The following is a 15787-nucleotide window of genomic DNA, read 5'->3' as shown; positions in this document are numbered from 1 at the left end:
GCTCCTTTGACCTCAGTCGGCGTGGCGCGGTGAACGCCGTCGCTGCATGGCCTGCTTCTGACGCTCGGCGCGGTCCTGGGTGCGGTCGGCCGCCGATCCGGTATCCGCCAGGCCGTCGACCATCCGGGCCAGGCCCTCGATCGTCGGGTTCTCAAACAGGTGGACGAGCTGGAGCTGGCCGCCGCAGCTCTCCTGGAGCCGGGCATGGATCTCGGCCAGACGCAGCGAGTTGCCGCCCAGGTCGAAGATGTTGTCCCGGCTGCCGGGCCGCTCCACCCCGAGCACCTGGCTCCACACCTCGGCGATGGCCTGTTCGGTCCCGGTCCGCGGGCTCGCGAAGTCCGCGCCCGCCGAGCCGAGGACCGGGGCCGGAAGGGCGCGCCGGTCGAGCTTGCCGTTGGCGGTCACCGGGAGCCGCTCCAACTGGACCAGATGGCTCGGAACCATGTATCCGGGCAACCGGGCGCGCAGTTCCTTGTCCAACTGCCCCTCGTCGAGGCCGCGTCCCTCCCCGGGGACGGCGTAGCCCACCAGACAGCGCCCGCCCGGCAGGTCGTCGCGCACGGCCACGGTCGCCTCGCGGACGTCCGCGCAGCGGCGCAGCGCGGCCTCCACCTCCCCGGGCTCGACCCGGAAGCCGCGGATCTTCACTTGCTGGTCCGAGCGGCCGAGCAGCTCCAGGTTCCCGTCGCGCCGGTAGCGCGCCAGGTCGCCGGTGCGGTACAGGCGTTCACCGGCCCGGCCGCTGTGCGGGTCCGGTACGAACCGCTGCGCGGTGATCTTCGGGTCGACGTAGCCGAGGGCCAGGCAGGCACCGCCGATATACAGGTCGCCGGGCACCCCGACCGGGCAGGGCTGCATCCAGCGGTCCAGTACGTGGTAACGGGCGTTCTGGATCGGACGGCCGTACGGGATGCTGATCCAGGACGGGTCGACGCGCTCCACGGGGAAGTGGTTGGACCAGATGGCCGCCTCGGTGGCCCCGCCGAGGGACCGGACATGGCAGCCGGGCAGCAGCTCGCGCAACCGGTCCGGCATGGTCACCGGGATCCAGTCGCCGCTGAGCATGACCAGGCGTACCGCCGGGCTGTTCGGCCGCGCCGCGCGCCGCTCCAGGGCCGGCAGCAGCCGCTGCAGTGCGGCCGGCGCCGAGTCCCAGACGGTGACCTCGCCGGTCAGCAGCAACTCCGCCAGGCGTGACGGCTCGGCGAGTTCCTCCTCCTGGGCGATCCTGATCCGGCCGCCCGACGCGAGGGTGCCGAAGATGTCGAAGACCGAGAGGTCGAAGCAGAGCGAGGTGACCCACAGCAGCCGGTCGGACGGGCCGAACCCGAGGGTGCCGACAACCCAGCGCAGGGTGTTGACCACCGCCGCGTGCTGGAGCACGACCCCCTGCGGGACGCCCGTGGAGCCGGAGGTGAAGATCGTGTACGCGACCGACTCCGGTGCCACAGAGGGTAGTTGGACCGCAGCGGGCTCAGGCGACGACATGGAGTCGGGGTCGACCAGCACCACCCGCATGCCCGGCCGGCCGGCCGCCAGCTCCTCGGCCTGCGCGAGGTGCTCCGGGTCGGCCAGCAGGCAGACGGCGCCGCAGATGTCCAGGATTCCGGTGATCCGGCTGTCCGGGAAGGCGGGGTCGATCGGCACATACGCCTTGCCCGCCTTCAGCACGCCCAGCACCGCGGCCACCGCCGCCGCCGAGCGGCCCATCAGCACGGCCACGTCCCGGCCGGGCACGGGCAGCAGTTCCCGCGCCACCCGCTCGGCCCTGCCGCGCAGTTCGTGATAGGTCCAGCTGCGGCTGAGGTCGCACACCGCCACCGCGTCCGGGGCCGCGGCCTCGCGCTCGTCGAACAGGGTGTGGATCGCGACGGGCCGCTGCGGCACAGCGGTGTCGTTCCACTCGCGCAGGATGCGCGTCGTCTGCGTGGCGTCGAGCAGCGGGATCCGGGAGACCGGCGTCCCGGCGTCGCGCACGACCTGCTCCAGGACCGCCTCCAGATGGGCGGTCAGCTCCTCTGCCGTGGCGTGGTCGAAGATCTCCTGATTGAACTCCAGCGCTCCGGACAGGCCGGCCGGGCCGTCGGACAGGGCCAGCAGCAGGTCGAACCTGGCGGTGTCACGTGGTACGTCGACACGCTCACTGCTCATGCCCGGCAGGTCGAGGCCGCCCAGCGGGTCGTCCTGGAGCGAGACCATGGTCTGGAACACCGGGGTGCGGCTGAGGTCGCGGGCCAGGCCGAGTTCGCCCACCAGGGTCTCGAAGGGCAACGCGCCGTGTGCGTAGGCCTCCAGCGCCCGTTCCCGGGTGCGGTCGAGGAGCGCCGCGAAGGACGGATCGCCCGAGAGGTCCAGCCTGATCGGGACCGTGTTGGTGAACGGGCCCATCACATCGTCGAGTTCGGGCAGCGGCCGCTCGGCGATCGGCGTGCCCACCGCGAAGTCCTCCTGCCCGCTGTGGCGTGTCAGTACGGTGGCGAAGGCCGAGAGCAGCACCATGAACAGGGTCGCGTCCCGGCCAGTGCCCAGCGCTGCCAGCCGGTCGCGCAGTCCGCGGCCGAACCGGACCGGGACACTGCCGCCGCGGAAGCCCATCACCGATGGCCGGGGCCGGTCGGCCGGAACGGCCAGCGCTGGGAGGCCGTCGAGCCGTTCGGTCCACCAGGAGAGCAGTTCTGGCTGGACGGGCGCCAGCGAGGCCCGCTGCCAGGCCGCGAAGTCGGCGTACTGGACGGCCGGTTCGGGCAGGACGGCCCCCTCCTCGCCGGAGAGCGCACGGTAGGCGACTGCCAGGTGCCGGAAGAACACCCCGGACGACCAGCCGTCCATCACCGCGAGATGGCTGACCAGCCCGACCAGGTGCTCGTCGGCGGCGAGCCGGAGTACGACGAGCCGGACCGGCCTGCCGCCGCCCAGGTCGACGGGGACGGCGGCCTCCTCGGCCATCCGCCGCACCGCGGCCCCGGTCCGCCCGGGCTCCGGCAGCTCGGCGAGGTCCTCCTCGGTCCAGCCGAAGTCGGGCTGCTCACCGATCACTTGCCGGACGCCGCCGTCGCCGGGCAGCAGCCGGGTCCGCAGCACCTCGTGGCGGTGGCCCACCTCCCGCAAGGCGCGGCGCAGCAGTCCGGTGTCGAGCGGACCCCGTACGCGGACCGCGCCTACGACGCCGTAGGCGGTGTTGCCGGGCATCATCTGCTGCATCAGCCACATCCGCTCCTGCGCCGACGACGGCGCAGGAGCCGGTTCCCGGGGAACCGGGAGGAGCCGGACCTCGGGGGCGCCCTGGTCGGCTGCCGCTGCGACCAGCGGCGCGAGGGCTCGGATGCGGGGGTGCTCGAAGACGGCCCGCATGGGCAGGGCGACGTCGAACGCGCGCCGGATCCGGGTGATCAGGCGGGCCACGAGCAGCGAGTGGCCGCCGAGGTCGAAGAAGCTGTCCTCGACGCCGAAGTCCTGCCGGGCCAGCAGCTCGGTGAAGATCTCCAGCAGTCGGTGCTCGACCGGCCCGCTCGGGGCGGCCGTACCCGCGGCGGCGGCGAGCTCCGGTGTGACCAGGGCACGCTTGTCGAGCTTGCCGTTCGGGGTCTGCGGCAGCCGCTCCACCACGGCGATCGCCGAAGGCACCATGTAGGGCGGTAGCTGGGTACGGGCGAACGCCTGCACCTGGCCGGGTTCGGGCATGCTGCCGACGGCCGGGACCAGCCAGGCGCACAACACGGTTCCCGCACCCGGGACTTCGCGCGGCAGCACCGCGGCGTCGGCGACCGCCGGGTGACGGCGCAGCGCCACCGCGCACTCTCCCGGCTCGATCCGGAAGCCGCGGATCTTCACCTGGTCGTCGGAGCGGCCCAGATAGCGCAACTGCCCCTCGGCGTCCACCCGGACCACGTCGCCGGTGCGGTACATCCGCTCTCCGGGCCGGGTCAGGTCGGGCAGGAAGCGGTCGGCGGTCAGCGCGGGGTCGTTCAGATAGCCGCGGGCCAGTCCGGGCCCGCCCAGGTACAGCTCACCGGGCACGCCCGGGGCCACCGGGCGCAGCCGGCCGTCGAGTACGTAGGCGTGGGTGCCGGAGATCGGACGGCCGATCGGCGGCTCGCCCGGTTCGCCGGCCCGGATCAGCGCCTCGCAGGCGTAGGTCGTCGCCTCCGTCGGACCGTAGAGGTTCATCAGCCGGTCGACCGACGGGTGGCCGAGTACGGTGTCGGCCAGTGGCCGGGGCAGCGGCTCACCGGCCAGGTTCACGGTGCGCACTCCCTGCGGGAGCCGTCCCGAACGCAGCAGTTCGGCGAGGGGCGAGGGCACGGTGTTGACCAGGGTGACGGGCTCCGGCAGTGCGTCCTCGGCCAGTACGAGTACGTCCCGGGCCAGGACGACGGTGCCGCCGCTGGTGAGCGGGCCGAAGATCTCGAAGACGCTCAGGTCGAAGGAGAAGGAGGTGGCGGCGAGCACCGCGCTCAGGTCGGTGCCGAACCGCTCCCGCGCCCAGGCGAGGAAGGAGACCGCGTTCCGGTGTGTGAGCGCGACGCCCTTCGGACGACCGGTCGAGCCGGAAGTGAACAGGACATAGGCGAGGTTGCCCGGACGCACCGGAACGTCCGGTAGCGGCGGCAGGTCCGGCGCCGGCTCCGCCGGCACCACGGGTATGCCCTCCGGCAGGTCACGCGCCTCGCCTGCGGCGACCACCAGCCGCGCCCCGGCCCGGCCGAGGACCCACTGGAGGCGCTCGTCGGGCAGCGAGGGGTCGAGCGGCAGGTAGGCGGCACCGGCCTTGAGTACGCCGAGCAGCGCGATCACGGTCCTGACGTCCCGGCCGGTGACCACACCGACCACGGACTCCGCACCCGCTCCGCGACCGGCGAGCTCGGTGGCGAGCCTGCCTGCGGCCTCGTCGAGATCGCGGTAGGTGAGGGTGCGTCCGCCGTCGGTCAGCGCCGTGGCCTCCGGAGTGCGCCGGACCCACTCCTCGAACAGGCCGGGCAGGCTCGTCTCGTCGTACGCCCCGGCGGCCGCGGGCGATTCGAGCGCCGGGAGAGCCGCCGCCAGCGGTGTGCCGGACAGGCTCAGGCCGGCGACCGGCTGCGCGGGGTCGGCGAGCGCGGAGCGGAGCAGGCCCAGGTAGCAGTCGACGAACTGGCGCACGTCCCCGGCGGCGAACAGGTCGGCGCGGTACTCCACGTTGCCGAGCAGCTCGGCTCCGGAGTCCGCCAGGTTCATCGTGAGGTCGAAGGCGTTGTCCCGGCGGGGCAGCGGCACGGGCAGCATGGTGAGCCCGCCGACCCGGACCGGCAGCCGCGGGTCCTCAAGGGCGATCCGGGCGATGTCCGCCGTGTGCTCGGACTGGATGCTCTGGTAGGCGACCAGCACATTGCACCGGTCGGTGGACCGGTCGGCGGCCTGCAGGATCGCGGCGTACGGCAGCTCGCCGTGCTCCAGGGCGTCGGCAAGGGCGTGTTGCAGGTGTGCGGCCGCGTCCGCGAAGCAGGTGTCCGGGCCGTGGGTGCTGGCCAGCGGCAGCACATTGACGAAGTAGCCGACCACGTCCAGCCGGTCGCTGCGGCCCCGGTTGGCGGAGGGTGTGCCGACGGCGACCCGCTCCTCATCGGTGAGACGGTGCAGCAACACGTGCAGGGTGGCCTGCAGTACGGCATTGACCGTCAGCCGGTGGGTCCGCGCGAAGTCGTGGACCTGAGCGGACAGGTCGGCGGGGACCACGAAGCGCTCCACCGCGCCACGGGCGGATACCGTCGCGGCACGGGCCATCGGCAGCCGGATCTCCAGCGGGACACCGCTCAGCTCCGTCTTCCAGTATCGCCTCAGCCGGTCGTCGTCGCCGGTCTCGACCAGACGGCGCTGCCCGGCCGCGAACGCACCGTACGCCGCGTCGTGGGCCTCGTCGTGGGCCCTGGACGCCGCCTCGTCCGGCGTGGCGGTGTCCGCGGACCGGTAGGCGTCGGCGACCTCCAGCAGCAGCAGTCCGAGCGAGCGCAGGTCGCAGACCGCGTGGTGGACGGCGAAGACCACGACCGCCTCGGTCTCGGCGGTGCGGATGACCGTGGTCCTGACCAGTGGGCCGGTGGCCGGGTCCATACGACGGCAGGCCGCGTCCTCCAGCAGCGCCGTCAGCACGTCCTCGTCCTGCCCCCGGACGTCGTGTACGGCCAGCTCCGGCGGGAGTTCGTGGTGCAGCACCCGGGCCAGTACCTCGTCGCCCGGGACGAACGAGGTCCGCAGAGCCGGGTGGCGGGCCACCACGGTCCGTACCGCGGTCAGGAAGTCGTCCACGCGGAACGCGCCGAGCACCTTGACCGCGCGGCCGACGACGTACGGGGAGTCGTCACCGGCGAGGTCGTCCGCGAGGAGCAGCGCCTCCTGGCCCGGCGAAGCCCCGGTGCTGGCGGTCTCCTCGGCCTGCTCCGGCCCGGCGGGCACCCGGGGTGCCGCCGCGACGGCGGCCGCCAGCTCGGCGACGGTCGGCCCGGCGAGCAGGTCGGACAGTGACAGCTCGACCCCCAGCCCGGCGAGTATGCGCAGCCTCAGATCGACCATGCCCAGCGAGTCAAGACCCAGATCGAAGAGGCACGCGGAGTCGTCCAGCGCCTCAGGCGAGAGCCGCGCCACGGCAGCGAGCACGGCGCGGACACCGGCGCTCCCCTCGCCCGGCGGGGCCGCGGTGCCCGGCGCGTCGCCACCGACCCGCGGCAGTTCGCCGCGCAGCCACTGTTCCCGGCACGCCTGCCGGCGGATCTTGCCGCTGGTGGTACGCGGGACACCGCCGCGCCGGGTGAAGACGACGGCGCCGACCGCGACGCCGAGCTCGGCGGTGACCGCTTTCCGCACGCCGTCCGCGGCGGAGGCCAGTTGGCCGGCGGAGGTGTGCCGGTCCACTTCGAGGACGATCCCCAGGGCCTCGGCGCCGTTCTCCTCGTAGCCGAAGGCGGCAGCCGCGTCCGGGTCGAGTCCGGGGTGACCGGCCGAGGCGATCCGCTCGGCGTCCTGCGGATGGACATTGCGTCCGCGGACCACGATCAGGTCCTTGATACGTCCGGTGACGTAGAGCTCGCCGTCGTGGCGGAACCCGAGGTCGCCGGTGCGGAGGAAGGAGCCTGCCACGTCGGCCACCCGTGCGCCGAAGGTGGCCGCTGTGGCCTCCGGAGCATCGAGGTAGCCGACCGCCACGCTCGGTCCACTGACCCATATCTCGCCGACGACGCCGTCGTCGACCCGGCAGCCGCGCTCCGGACCGACGATCAGGACCTGGTGGCCGGCCGCCGGTGCGCCACAGCTGACGAGCCGGCGACCGCCGCCTTCCGCACTGGGCACCGCCCGTCCGTGCAGGGCGAGTTGGTCGCCGTCCACGGCCAGCACCCGGGCGCCCTCGCCACGGTCGGCCCCGGAGACCAGCAGGGTGGCCTCGGCGATCCCGTAGCAGGCCGAGAAGGCGCGGGGATCGAAGCCCTGTCCCGCGAAGGCCGCCGCGAAGCTGTCCTGGCTCTCCGCGCGTATCGGTTCCGCGCCGTTGAACGCCACCCGCCAGCCGCTGAGGTCGAGTCCGGCCGCACGCTCCGCGTCGATGTGCCGGACACAGTGCGCGTATCCGAAGTTGGGACCGCCGCTGACGGTCGCCCGGTGTGCGGAGACCGCCTCCAGCCAGCTGCCGGGGTCCCGCATCAGCGCCTGGGGCGACATCAGCAGCGCGGGGAAACCGGTGTGGACGGGCTGGAGGATGCCGCCGATCAGGCCCATGTCGTGGAACGGCGGGAGCCAGATCACTGACGAGTCCTGCGCGGTGAGAGCGAACTTGTCCCTGATCGCACGGGAGTTGGCCATCAGGTTGTGGTGGGTGACCATGACGCCGCGAGGAGCGCCGGTCGATCCCGAGGTGTACTGCAGGAAGGCGAGGTCGGCGGGGTCCGGACGGCGGCCGGACCAGTCCTCGGCCCGGTGGGTGGGCGTGCCGTCGGTGGTGAGGACCGCGGCCGGGCCGCCGCCGGCGTTCGCCGCGTGCTCGTCGAGCATCCTCCGGGAGGCGGAGACCGTCAGCCAGGCGGCCACCCGGGCGTCACCGGCGGCGGCCAGCTGGCGCTGCGCGCGCTTGCGACTGGTCGGCAGCGGCATCGGAACCGCGACCATCCCCGCATACAGACAGGCGAAGAATGCCACGACGAAGTCGAGACCGGGCGGGTAGAGCAGCAACATCCGGCTGCCGCCCGGGTGTTCGGCCTCCAGGCGCGCCGCTAACGCACGTACTCGGCGGTCCAGTTCGGCGTAGCTCAACTCCTCCGCTACTTCCCCCGTGGCCCGGAGGAAGCCGAAGGCCCGGCGCTGCGGTTGGGTTTCGGCACGGTGGCTGAGTACGTCGACCAGCGTGCTCACGTCCGCGGACGGTGTCATGTCGATGGCGTGGCTCACGGGCTTCCCCCAGAGATGACGAGCAGAACGGGATGGCTTGCGGTTCGGCGGGCGCGCTTGCGGTGCCCGGCACGGCGTCGCGCGGCACGTCGGCGCGGCACGTCGGCGCGGTCGGCCGACGGGCGGATCATGCGGCGGTTGGATCACGCGGCGGGGCGGACCCCGCTTCTCAGAGGGCGGCGGACAACAGGCCGGTGACGCATACGGGTTCGGTGTCCACGAAGAAGTGACCGCCGTCCACCGTGCGCAGGGTGAACGACGCGCTGGTCTGCCGGGCCCAGCCCGACATCCGGTCCTCCGTCGCGCGCTGGTCGCGGGTGCCCGCGAGGGCCAGGATCGGCACATCGAGGGGTGCCTCGTCCAGGTAGCGGTAGGACTCGACGATCGCGAAGTCGGCCCGCAGCGACGGCATCAGAAGCCCCATCAGCTCCGGCTGGCCGAAGACGGCTTCGGGCGTGCCGCCGAGATCGCGCAGCGCGTCGGTGAAATCGGCGTCCGGCAGGCCGCTGATCGGCCGCTCGGTCCACGGCAGGTCCGGCGCCTGGCGTCCGGAGACCACCAGGGAGGCAGGCGGGCGGAACCCGATGCGGCGGACCTCACGGCACAACTCGAAGGCCACCGTGGCCCCCAGGCTGTGCCCGAACAGTGTGTACGGGCCGTCCAGGGCGGCTGCCAGCTCCCGCGCCAGTGGCTCCACCAGTGACGGGATGTCGCGGCAGAGGGGCTCGGCGAACCGGCGGCCTCGGCCCGGAGGCGTCACCGCGAGTACGGAGGTAGCCGCCGGCAACGATGTCTCCCAGCCCTGATAGGTCTGAGGTCCTCCACCGGCGTACGGAAGGCAGACCAGGGTCCGCCCGGCGGCCGGGCCGGGTCGGCCGGTCCACCACCGGGAGCACGGGGAGTGGATGGTGCCAGTGCCGACCACCGCGGCACTCCTTCCAGGAACAGGCGCGGCCGGGTCAGCCACGCAGGCTGAGTGGACGCATGTCGGTCCAGACCCGTTCCACGTGCGCGAGGCACTCCTCGCGTGTGCCTCTGACGCCTTCCTGCCGCCATCCCGCAGGAAGGTCGATGTCGGCCGGCCAGATGGAGTACTGCTCCTCGCCGTTGACGACCACTCGGAATTCAATCGATGATTCGTGGTGGAACACTATCGCCTCAAACCTATGAGTACTCATACGCAGGAATGGGAACCCGGGCGCGCCTGCGGCTGCGCTCGGAGCACGAAACAGAAAGAGAAATACATCGACGAGAGTCTTGAAATCCCCCGTCGCCCCCTGGGAGAGAACCGGTCATAGCCCGCTCCCGAATCCAAACATTAACACGATGAAACACGATGCCGCGATCTTGAGAAAGCCTCGATTTCGCCGCCAGGGCAGCAATGCGGTGTGCAGGGGGCATCCACGCGGCGTGCCAGGGCATCGGAGCGGCGCGCCGGGGGCATCCACACCACAGGCCACATTACGGATATTGAATATCAATACTTTACAAGAGCGATTTAGACCGAATAATCGGGCATCACGGGATCTCCCTCTGTGCACTTACTCTCCCAGAAGTGCACAATACGGTCAGTCCGAGGGGTCTGGCGTAAGGCTCCAAGGAGGGCAAGGGGGCAGCCGGAGACGGCACGCCGGCGCATGCCCCAGCGTCGTCGAGCGCGGCCCGGGCGTACCCGCACCACTGCCCGAACGGGCACCCGCCCGACGGCAGAAGAGGCCGGCGGGAAACCTTTGGGCGCCCGTCACGGGAAATCAGCCGGCCGGGTCGCATTCCTGCGACAACTCCCCGGAGATCAGGAATCCGACAGATCTTGACCGTCGAAGTCGACGCATCTAGGATCCCCGAATCGGGGGATGAGCGGGCTTGAATATTTCTTTGCGATGCGATTCCGCCCGCCGATCGCCGATATCGCTTCCGAGAGCGTCTCCGGCCGTACCGCGCGCAGCGCGCCGGTCGCCGGGACCGGGAGAACCACCGAACCTTCAGCTCCCTGCCGGAAGGACACCGCCAGCATGCGGTCATTCGCCTCTCTGTTACCTGCCCGCGGGGCGACGCGGCCTCTGTCGGTCAACTACCTCGTCGACTCGCTCGGGACAGGGCTGTTCCTCACCGGCGGCGTGGCTTTCTTCGTGCACGTGGTCGGGCTGACGCCTGCTCAGGTCGGCAGCGGGTTCTCACTCGCGGGACTGATCACGCTCGGGGCGTCGGTGCCCACCGGGTGGCTCGCGGACCGCATGGACACGCGCCGGCTGCTGATCGTGCTCCACCTGGCGGAGGCCGTGCTCTTCTGCCTCTACCCGCTGGTGCACTCCTTCCTCGGCTTCGTCGTCGTGGCCTGCGCGACCTCGCTGGCGATCCGGGCCACCAGTACCGTTCGGGCCGCACTGATCGGCGCCGTACTGGAGCCCGACCGGCTGGTGGCCGGACGGGCCTATCTGCGCGCGGTGTTCAACGGCGGCTTCGCCGGCGGTTCCGCGCTGGCCGCGTGGGCGCTGGCCGACGGTTCGCATCTCGCCTGCGAGCTGGTGATCCTCGGGAACGCGGCCACCTACGTCCTCGCCTCCCTCACCCTGATCCCATTGCCCTCCATGCCGCCCGGGCAGCGGCCCGCGGGGGCGAGCAAGGCGCCCGCGCTCAAGGACATCCCGTTCGTCCTGCTCACGCTGATGAACGGTCTGCTCGGCATCAACGCGATCATCCTCACGCTGGCGCTGCCGCTGCTGATCGTCTCCGGGCAAGGCATCCCGAGGGCCCTGGCCGGTCTCTTCGTCACCGTCAACACCGTGCTGATCGTGGTCTTCCAGGTGCGGTTGAGCCGTGGCGCCGACACCCTGGAGGGGGGTGCCCGGGCCCAGCGCCGGGCCGGCGTCCTGCTGGCGCTCTCCTGTGTGGGGATCGCCGCCGCGATGGCGGCCCACGGCACGGCTCTGAAGATCTCCTTCCTGGCTCTGGCGGTACTGATACTGACCGCCGGCGAACTCCTGACGATGGCCGGGAGTTGGGGGATCTCCTACGGTCTGGCCCCGGACCACGCACGCGGCGAGTACCTCGGCGTCTACGCACTCGGCGCGGCCTTCGCCGAGACGGTCGGACCGGCTGCGACGGCGTTCCTCGGTGTCCGCGAGGGCCCGCCCGGCTGGCTCGTCATCGCGGCAGTGTTCCTGTTGTCCGGGCTCGCCGTCGTGCCACTGGTGACCTGGGCGCAGACGAAGCGGGCCGCGGCGGCCGGCGGCGCCGCGGCGGGAGACGCCGAGGATCTCGCCGCTTCCGCGGGGGGTGCCGCATGAACCGCACATGGCTGGGCTATCTGCCCGGTTGGGGTGATGTCCGGTGTCAGATCGCCGACACCCTGGGCGAACTCCGAAGGCGGCGGCCTGCGTTCGACCCGCAGCTGGCGGCGGCACTCTCCGGCATCACAGCGGCCGGACTGGAGCGGCACATCACCGCGCTGACGGCTGCCGGGCCGCGCTGGCGTGAGGACGAGGCGAACGTACGACGCACCCTCGGCCACCTCCGCGACGAGCTGTCCGGGTACGGCTACCTGGTGGTGGAGAAGCAGTACGGCGAAGCACCGCACCAGGTCAACCTGTTCGCCACGCTGCCGGGCCGCGACAGCGACGCGCCGCTGGTGGAGGTCGGCGCCCACTGGGACTCCGTTCAGGGCAGCCCCGGAGCCGACGACAACGCCAGCGGGGTCGCCGGGCTGCTCGAAGCGGCCTGCGCCCTGCACGCACTCGGCCCGCTCCAACGCGGCGTGCGCTTCTGCCTTTTCGGCGAGGAGGAGGAGTGGATGCTGGGAAGTCGCGAGCATGTGGCGGCCATCGATGCCGACGGCGAGGCGGTGGAGGGCCTGATCGTGCTGGAGATGATCGGCTTCCGCGACGCGCGCCCCGGCGCACAGCGCACTCCGCTGCGCATCCCGGGGGTGTTCTCGCCGCCGACGACCGGCGACTTCATCGCGGTCGTCGCCGACCTGCGCTCACTGCCGTTCGCCAACGCGGTGCAGCGCAGCGCCCGGCAGTACGTTCCGGGGCTGCGCCTCTACCCGGTCAAGCGGCTCGGGGGCCTGCTCAGGGAAGCCGCGCGCAGCGACCACCTGCCGTACTGGCGCAGCGGTCGCCGCGGGCTGCTCGTCACCGATACGGCCAACCTGCGCAATCCGAACTACCACAAGGCGACCGACACCCTCGGGACCCTCGACCTGGAGTTCGCGGCCGACGTCACCCGTGCCGTCGCGGGCGCCGTGGCCCAGCTGGCCGACCGCGCGACGGGCTGAGGCCGGCCGCACCCGGCCGGCCCGGTCCGAACGGCAGGCCCTATGCCTGGTGACGGGCCTCGAAGGCGGCGCGCTCGGTCTCGTAGCGCCACTGGAGCGTCGCCTTGGGGCTGGCGTTCAGCAGGGCGCGGCAGCTCTCGGTGGTCCTGCCGGTACGGGGGTCGCTGGTGGCGCAGGCGGCGGTGGGCCGGTGGTCGCCCACCGCGCGCCAGAGGCTGCGGCCCTGGATGAAGGCGTACTCCAGCGAGTTACGGGCGCTGTCGCGCAGCTGACGGTACGACAGGTGGTGCCCGGTGACGGCGCGTGCGTACTCGATGGTGATGTCGGTGCCCGACACGCCCTGGTCGTCGGTGGACAGCGCCACCGGGACACCGGCGGCCAGGTAGCGGTTGACCGGGTGGTCGGCGCCGCAGACTTCGAGGATCTGGCAGTTGCTGGTCAGCGGCACCTCCACGGCGATATGCCGGCGCGCCATGGTCCGCAGGAGCTGCTGCGGCCGGTCCTCGCCCATGATGTCCACGCCGTGGCCGATGCGCTCGGCGCCCGCGGTCCCGACGGCGTCGCGTACATGGAACCTGAGGTCGTCGCGCGGGGCGACCTTGCTGGTCAGCTCACCGGCGTGCAGCGTGACATGGGCCGTGCGGTAGACGGACCGCAGGTACTTGATCATGCGCATCTGCAGGTGGTAGTCCCGCAGCGCGACGGGGGCGTCCTCGGCCTGCACCAGGTTGACTCCCACATAGCGGGGGTCCTTGTCGGCCATCTCGAAACCGGCGAGGAGCTGGGTGAAGACGTACTGCGGTTCGGCCGCGCGGCCGACCTGGAAGTCGAAGCGCACCTGCACCTTGCAGGCGGGCTGCGGCTCGGAGCCGTCGCAGCCGAGGGTGGCGCGCTGCTCGGCCATCTCCCGGGCGGTCTCGGTCTTCGCGGCGTCGAGGACGCGGTTCATTTTGCCGTCGGCAAGCAGGGAGTCGCGCATCCGCTCGAAGTCACCGGTCCACTGGAGGCCGGCCCCCAGTTTCTGCAGAGCGGCGCCCTGCGGGGTGAAGAGCGGTTCCACATATTCCTGGTGGTTGGCGGCGGCCACCTTCGTCACCTCGGCGACGAGTCTGCCGCGGTGCGAGCCGGTGACTGCCTTGAACTTCCCGAAGGTGGCGAAGAAGTGGTCGTGTCCGCTCTCGGCGGGCGTCTCCTTGAAGTCCTCCATGGACCAGGCGTGGATGACGTCCTGCCGGAAGTCGTGGTCGGACACGGCATCCTGGGCGGGCCGGGTCCCGGGCCCGCACGGCGGTGCGGACGCCGACAGGGTGGCCTCGTCGATGCACAGCCCGTCGTCGGCCGCGAAGCCGATCAGCGCCTCGACCGGCACAGCGCCCGACAGGTGGGTGTGCAGGTCCCCGCCCTTGGGCATCGGGCGCAGAAAGGCCCTGAGCCGGTCCGGGTTGTCCCGTACCGTGTCGAGGTACCGCTGGGTCCCGGCGGATCCGTCCTCCCAAGGGCGTTGCGCGGAAACCCTGTTCGCGGGCGCGGCCGCCGATGCGCCGGGCACCGTGGCGGCCAGTACTGCCGTGGCGGCGGCGATCAGCGCGGTACCGGCGCGCAGGCCGGAGAGCGAACGGGTCCGGCGGGCGCGGCCGGAGACGCGGGAGGAACGGGAGGAGGAATCGGATTGCAAAGTTCCATCTGTGTCCATGCGCACAGGAATACCGGATCTTGATCCGCTTTACGGTGAGATTCACCCGACCACACCGGTAAGAGTGAGGATGACCGTCCCAACCCCCCGCCGGACGCCGGGTGTCCGGCGGGGGGGCGGACGGGATCCCCCGGTCACTCCCCCGCGGTGAGCCGTACCGGCAGGGTGGCGGTGCTGTTGGAGAACAGGGACGGCACCGGGGTCAGCCGGTCCGGGTCCGCGGCCAGGGTCAGGCCGGGATACCTGGCGAAGACGGCCGGCAGGGCGAGCGCCGCCTCCAGCCGGGCCAGCGGGGCGCCCAGGCAGAAGTGCGGCCCGTGGCCGAAGGCCAGATGCCTGCGCTGCTCACGGGTGATGTCGAAGCTCCCGGCGTCCGCACCGTGCTGCCCCTCGTCACGGCCGACCGCACTGTACGGGGCCATGATTGCCTCGCCCCTGGGGATCCGTACCCCAGCGATCTCCACGTCCTCCAGCGGGTAGCGGAAGGGGAAGTTCCCGATCGGGGCGTCCCAGCGCAGGGTCTCCTCCACGACGTCGGCCCAGACCGACGCGTCGCCGTTCTCGGCGATGGTCCGCTGAGCGGGGTGGGTGAGGAGGGCACGTACCGCGTTGGTGATCAGGCTGAGCGTGGTCTCCTGTCCGGCGGACAGCATCACCAGGAGGGTACCGACGAGCTCTTCCTCGCTCAGCGCGTCGGGGTCGGACTCGCGCGCCGCGACCAGGGCGCTCGTCAGGTCGTCGCCCGGCTGCTCCCGCCGTGTCGCGACGACCCGGGCCAGGAGCTGGTACTGCTCGATCTGGCTCGCGCCGACCTCCTCCGGGGAGAGGTCGGAGCGGAAGATGTTGTCCATCAGCTCGCGCAGCCGCGGCCGTTCGTGCTCCGGGACGCCGAACAGCTCGCAGATCACCTGCATGGGCACCGGGTGTGCGAAGTGCAGCCGGAGATCGACCGATCCGTCGGGTCCGGCGTGCGAGGGCAGCGCGTCCAGCAGATCCTGCACGATCTTCTCTATCCGGGGGCGCAGCTCCTGCACCCTGCGCGGGGTGAAGGTCTCGGTCACCAGCCTGCGCAGCCTGCGGTGCTCCAGGCCGTCCGCCGTGACCATGTTGGTGACCTTCACCATGCCTATGAGCGGCCAGTCATCGGAGATCTCCCCGCGCCTGATGGCACTCCAGTTGTGCCAGTCCTTGCTGAAGCGCGGATCGGCCACCAGGTCGTTGAGCAGGGCGTGATCGGTCACCGACCACGCCAGGACGTCTCCGGGGAGCCGCACCCTGACCACGGGCCCGAGTGCGCGGAGCCTGGCGGCCTCGGCGTGGTGGTCGGTGCCGTGCGGGTCCAGGGTGATGAGCGGGACCTCCGGGGACGGGGGCACCGGGAGCGAGGTCATGTGCTTCTCCAAGTC

General features: G+C 71.8%; 7 protein-coding genes. 2 read left to right on the top strand and 5 right to left on the bottom strand.

Features of this window, described 5'->3' with window-relative positions; translation table 11 throughout:
- Positions 1–12: 12 nt before the first annotated feature.
- From OG210_RS31395 to OG210_RS31385, 3 genes are all read right to left on the bottom strand, one after another.
- Positions 13–8412: an amino acid adenylation domain-containing protein gene (locus OG210_RS31395; RefSeq protein WP_371539917.1), complete on the bottom strand. Its 8400-nt coding sequence runs from the start codon at positions 8410–8412 to the stop codon at positions 13–15.
- Between the two features lie 169 nt (positions 8413–8581).
- On the bottom strand, positions 8582–9337 hold the full coding sequence (locus tag OG210_RS31390; RefSeq protein ID WP_371539913.1) for a thioesterase II family protein: 756 nt from the start codon (positions 9335–9337) through the stop codon (positions 8582–8584).
- Positions 9338–9371: 34 nt separating this feature from the next.
- Positions 9372–9590 carry an MbtH family NRPS accessory protein gene (locus tag OG210_RS31385; RefSeq protein ID WP_328323392.1) on the bottom strand — a complete coding sequence of 73 codons (219 nt, stop codon included), beginning with the start codon at positions 9588–9590 and terminating at the stop codon, positions 9372–9374.
- 834 nt (positions 9591–10424) lie between these two features.
- Here OG210_RS31385 and OG210_RS31380 point away from each other — a divergent pair.
- Positions 10425–11699 carry an MFS transporter gene (locus tag OG210_RS31380; protein ID WP_328323394.1) on the top strand — a complete coding sequence of 425 codons (1275 nt, stop codon included), beginning with the start codon at positions 10425–10427 and terminating at the stop codon, positions 11697–11699.
- Positions 11696–12688: a M20/M25/M40 family metallo-hydrolase gene (locus OG210_RS31375; RefSeq protein ID WP_328323396.1), complete on the top strand. Its 993-nt coding sequence runs from the start codon at positions 11696–11698 to the stop codon at positions 12686–12688. Before OG210_RS31380 ends, OG210_RS31375 begins: the two co-directional genes overlap by 4 nt.
- Positions 12689–12728: 40 nt before the next feature.
- Here OG210_RS31375 and OG210_RS31370 read toward each other — a convergent pair whose 3' ends face one another.
- A complete protein-coding gene (locus tag OG210_RS31370) occupies positions 12729–14363 on the bottom strand; it encodes an adenosine deaminase (protein WP_328323398.1) in 1635 nt (544 codons plus the stop codon).
- Positions 14364–14515: 152 nt separating this feature from the next.
- Entirely contained in the window at positions 14516–15772 is a 1257-nt protein-coding gene (locus OG210_RS31365) for a cytochrome P450 (protein ID WP_328323400.1), read from the bottom strand.
- Between the last annotated feature and the right edge of the window lie 15 nt (positions 15773–15787).

It is taken from the genome of Streptomyces sp. NBC_00466 (assembly GCF_041433995.1).
Taxonomy (GTDB): Bacteria; Actinomycetota; Actinomycetes; order Streptomycetales; family Streptomycetaceae; genus Streptomyces.
This window is presented reverse-complemented; position numbering and strand designations above follow the sequence as displayed.

Coding starts and splice junctions, on each gene's coding strand:
- OG210_RS31365 (WP_328323400.1), bottom strand. CDS start 15,772: ATGACCTCGCTCCCGGTGCCCCCGTCCCCGGAGGTCCCGCTCATCACC.
- OG210_RS31380 (WP_328323394.1), top strand. CDS start 10,425: ATGCGGTCATTCGCCTCTCTGTTACCTGCCCGCGGGGCGACGCGGCCT.
- OG210_RS31375 (WP_328323396.1), top strand. CDS start 11,696: ATGAACCGCACATGGCTGGGCTATCTGCCCGGTTGGGGTGATGTCCGG.
- OG210_RS31385 (WP_328323392.1), bottom strand. CDS start 9,590: ATGAGTACTCATAGGTTTGAGGCGATAGTGTTCCACCACGAATCATCG.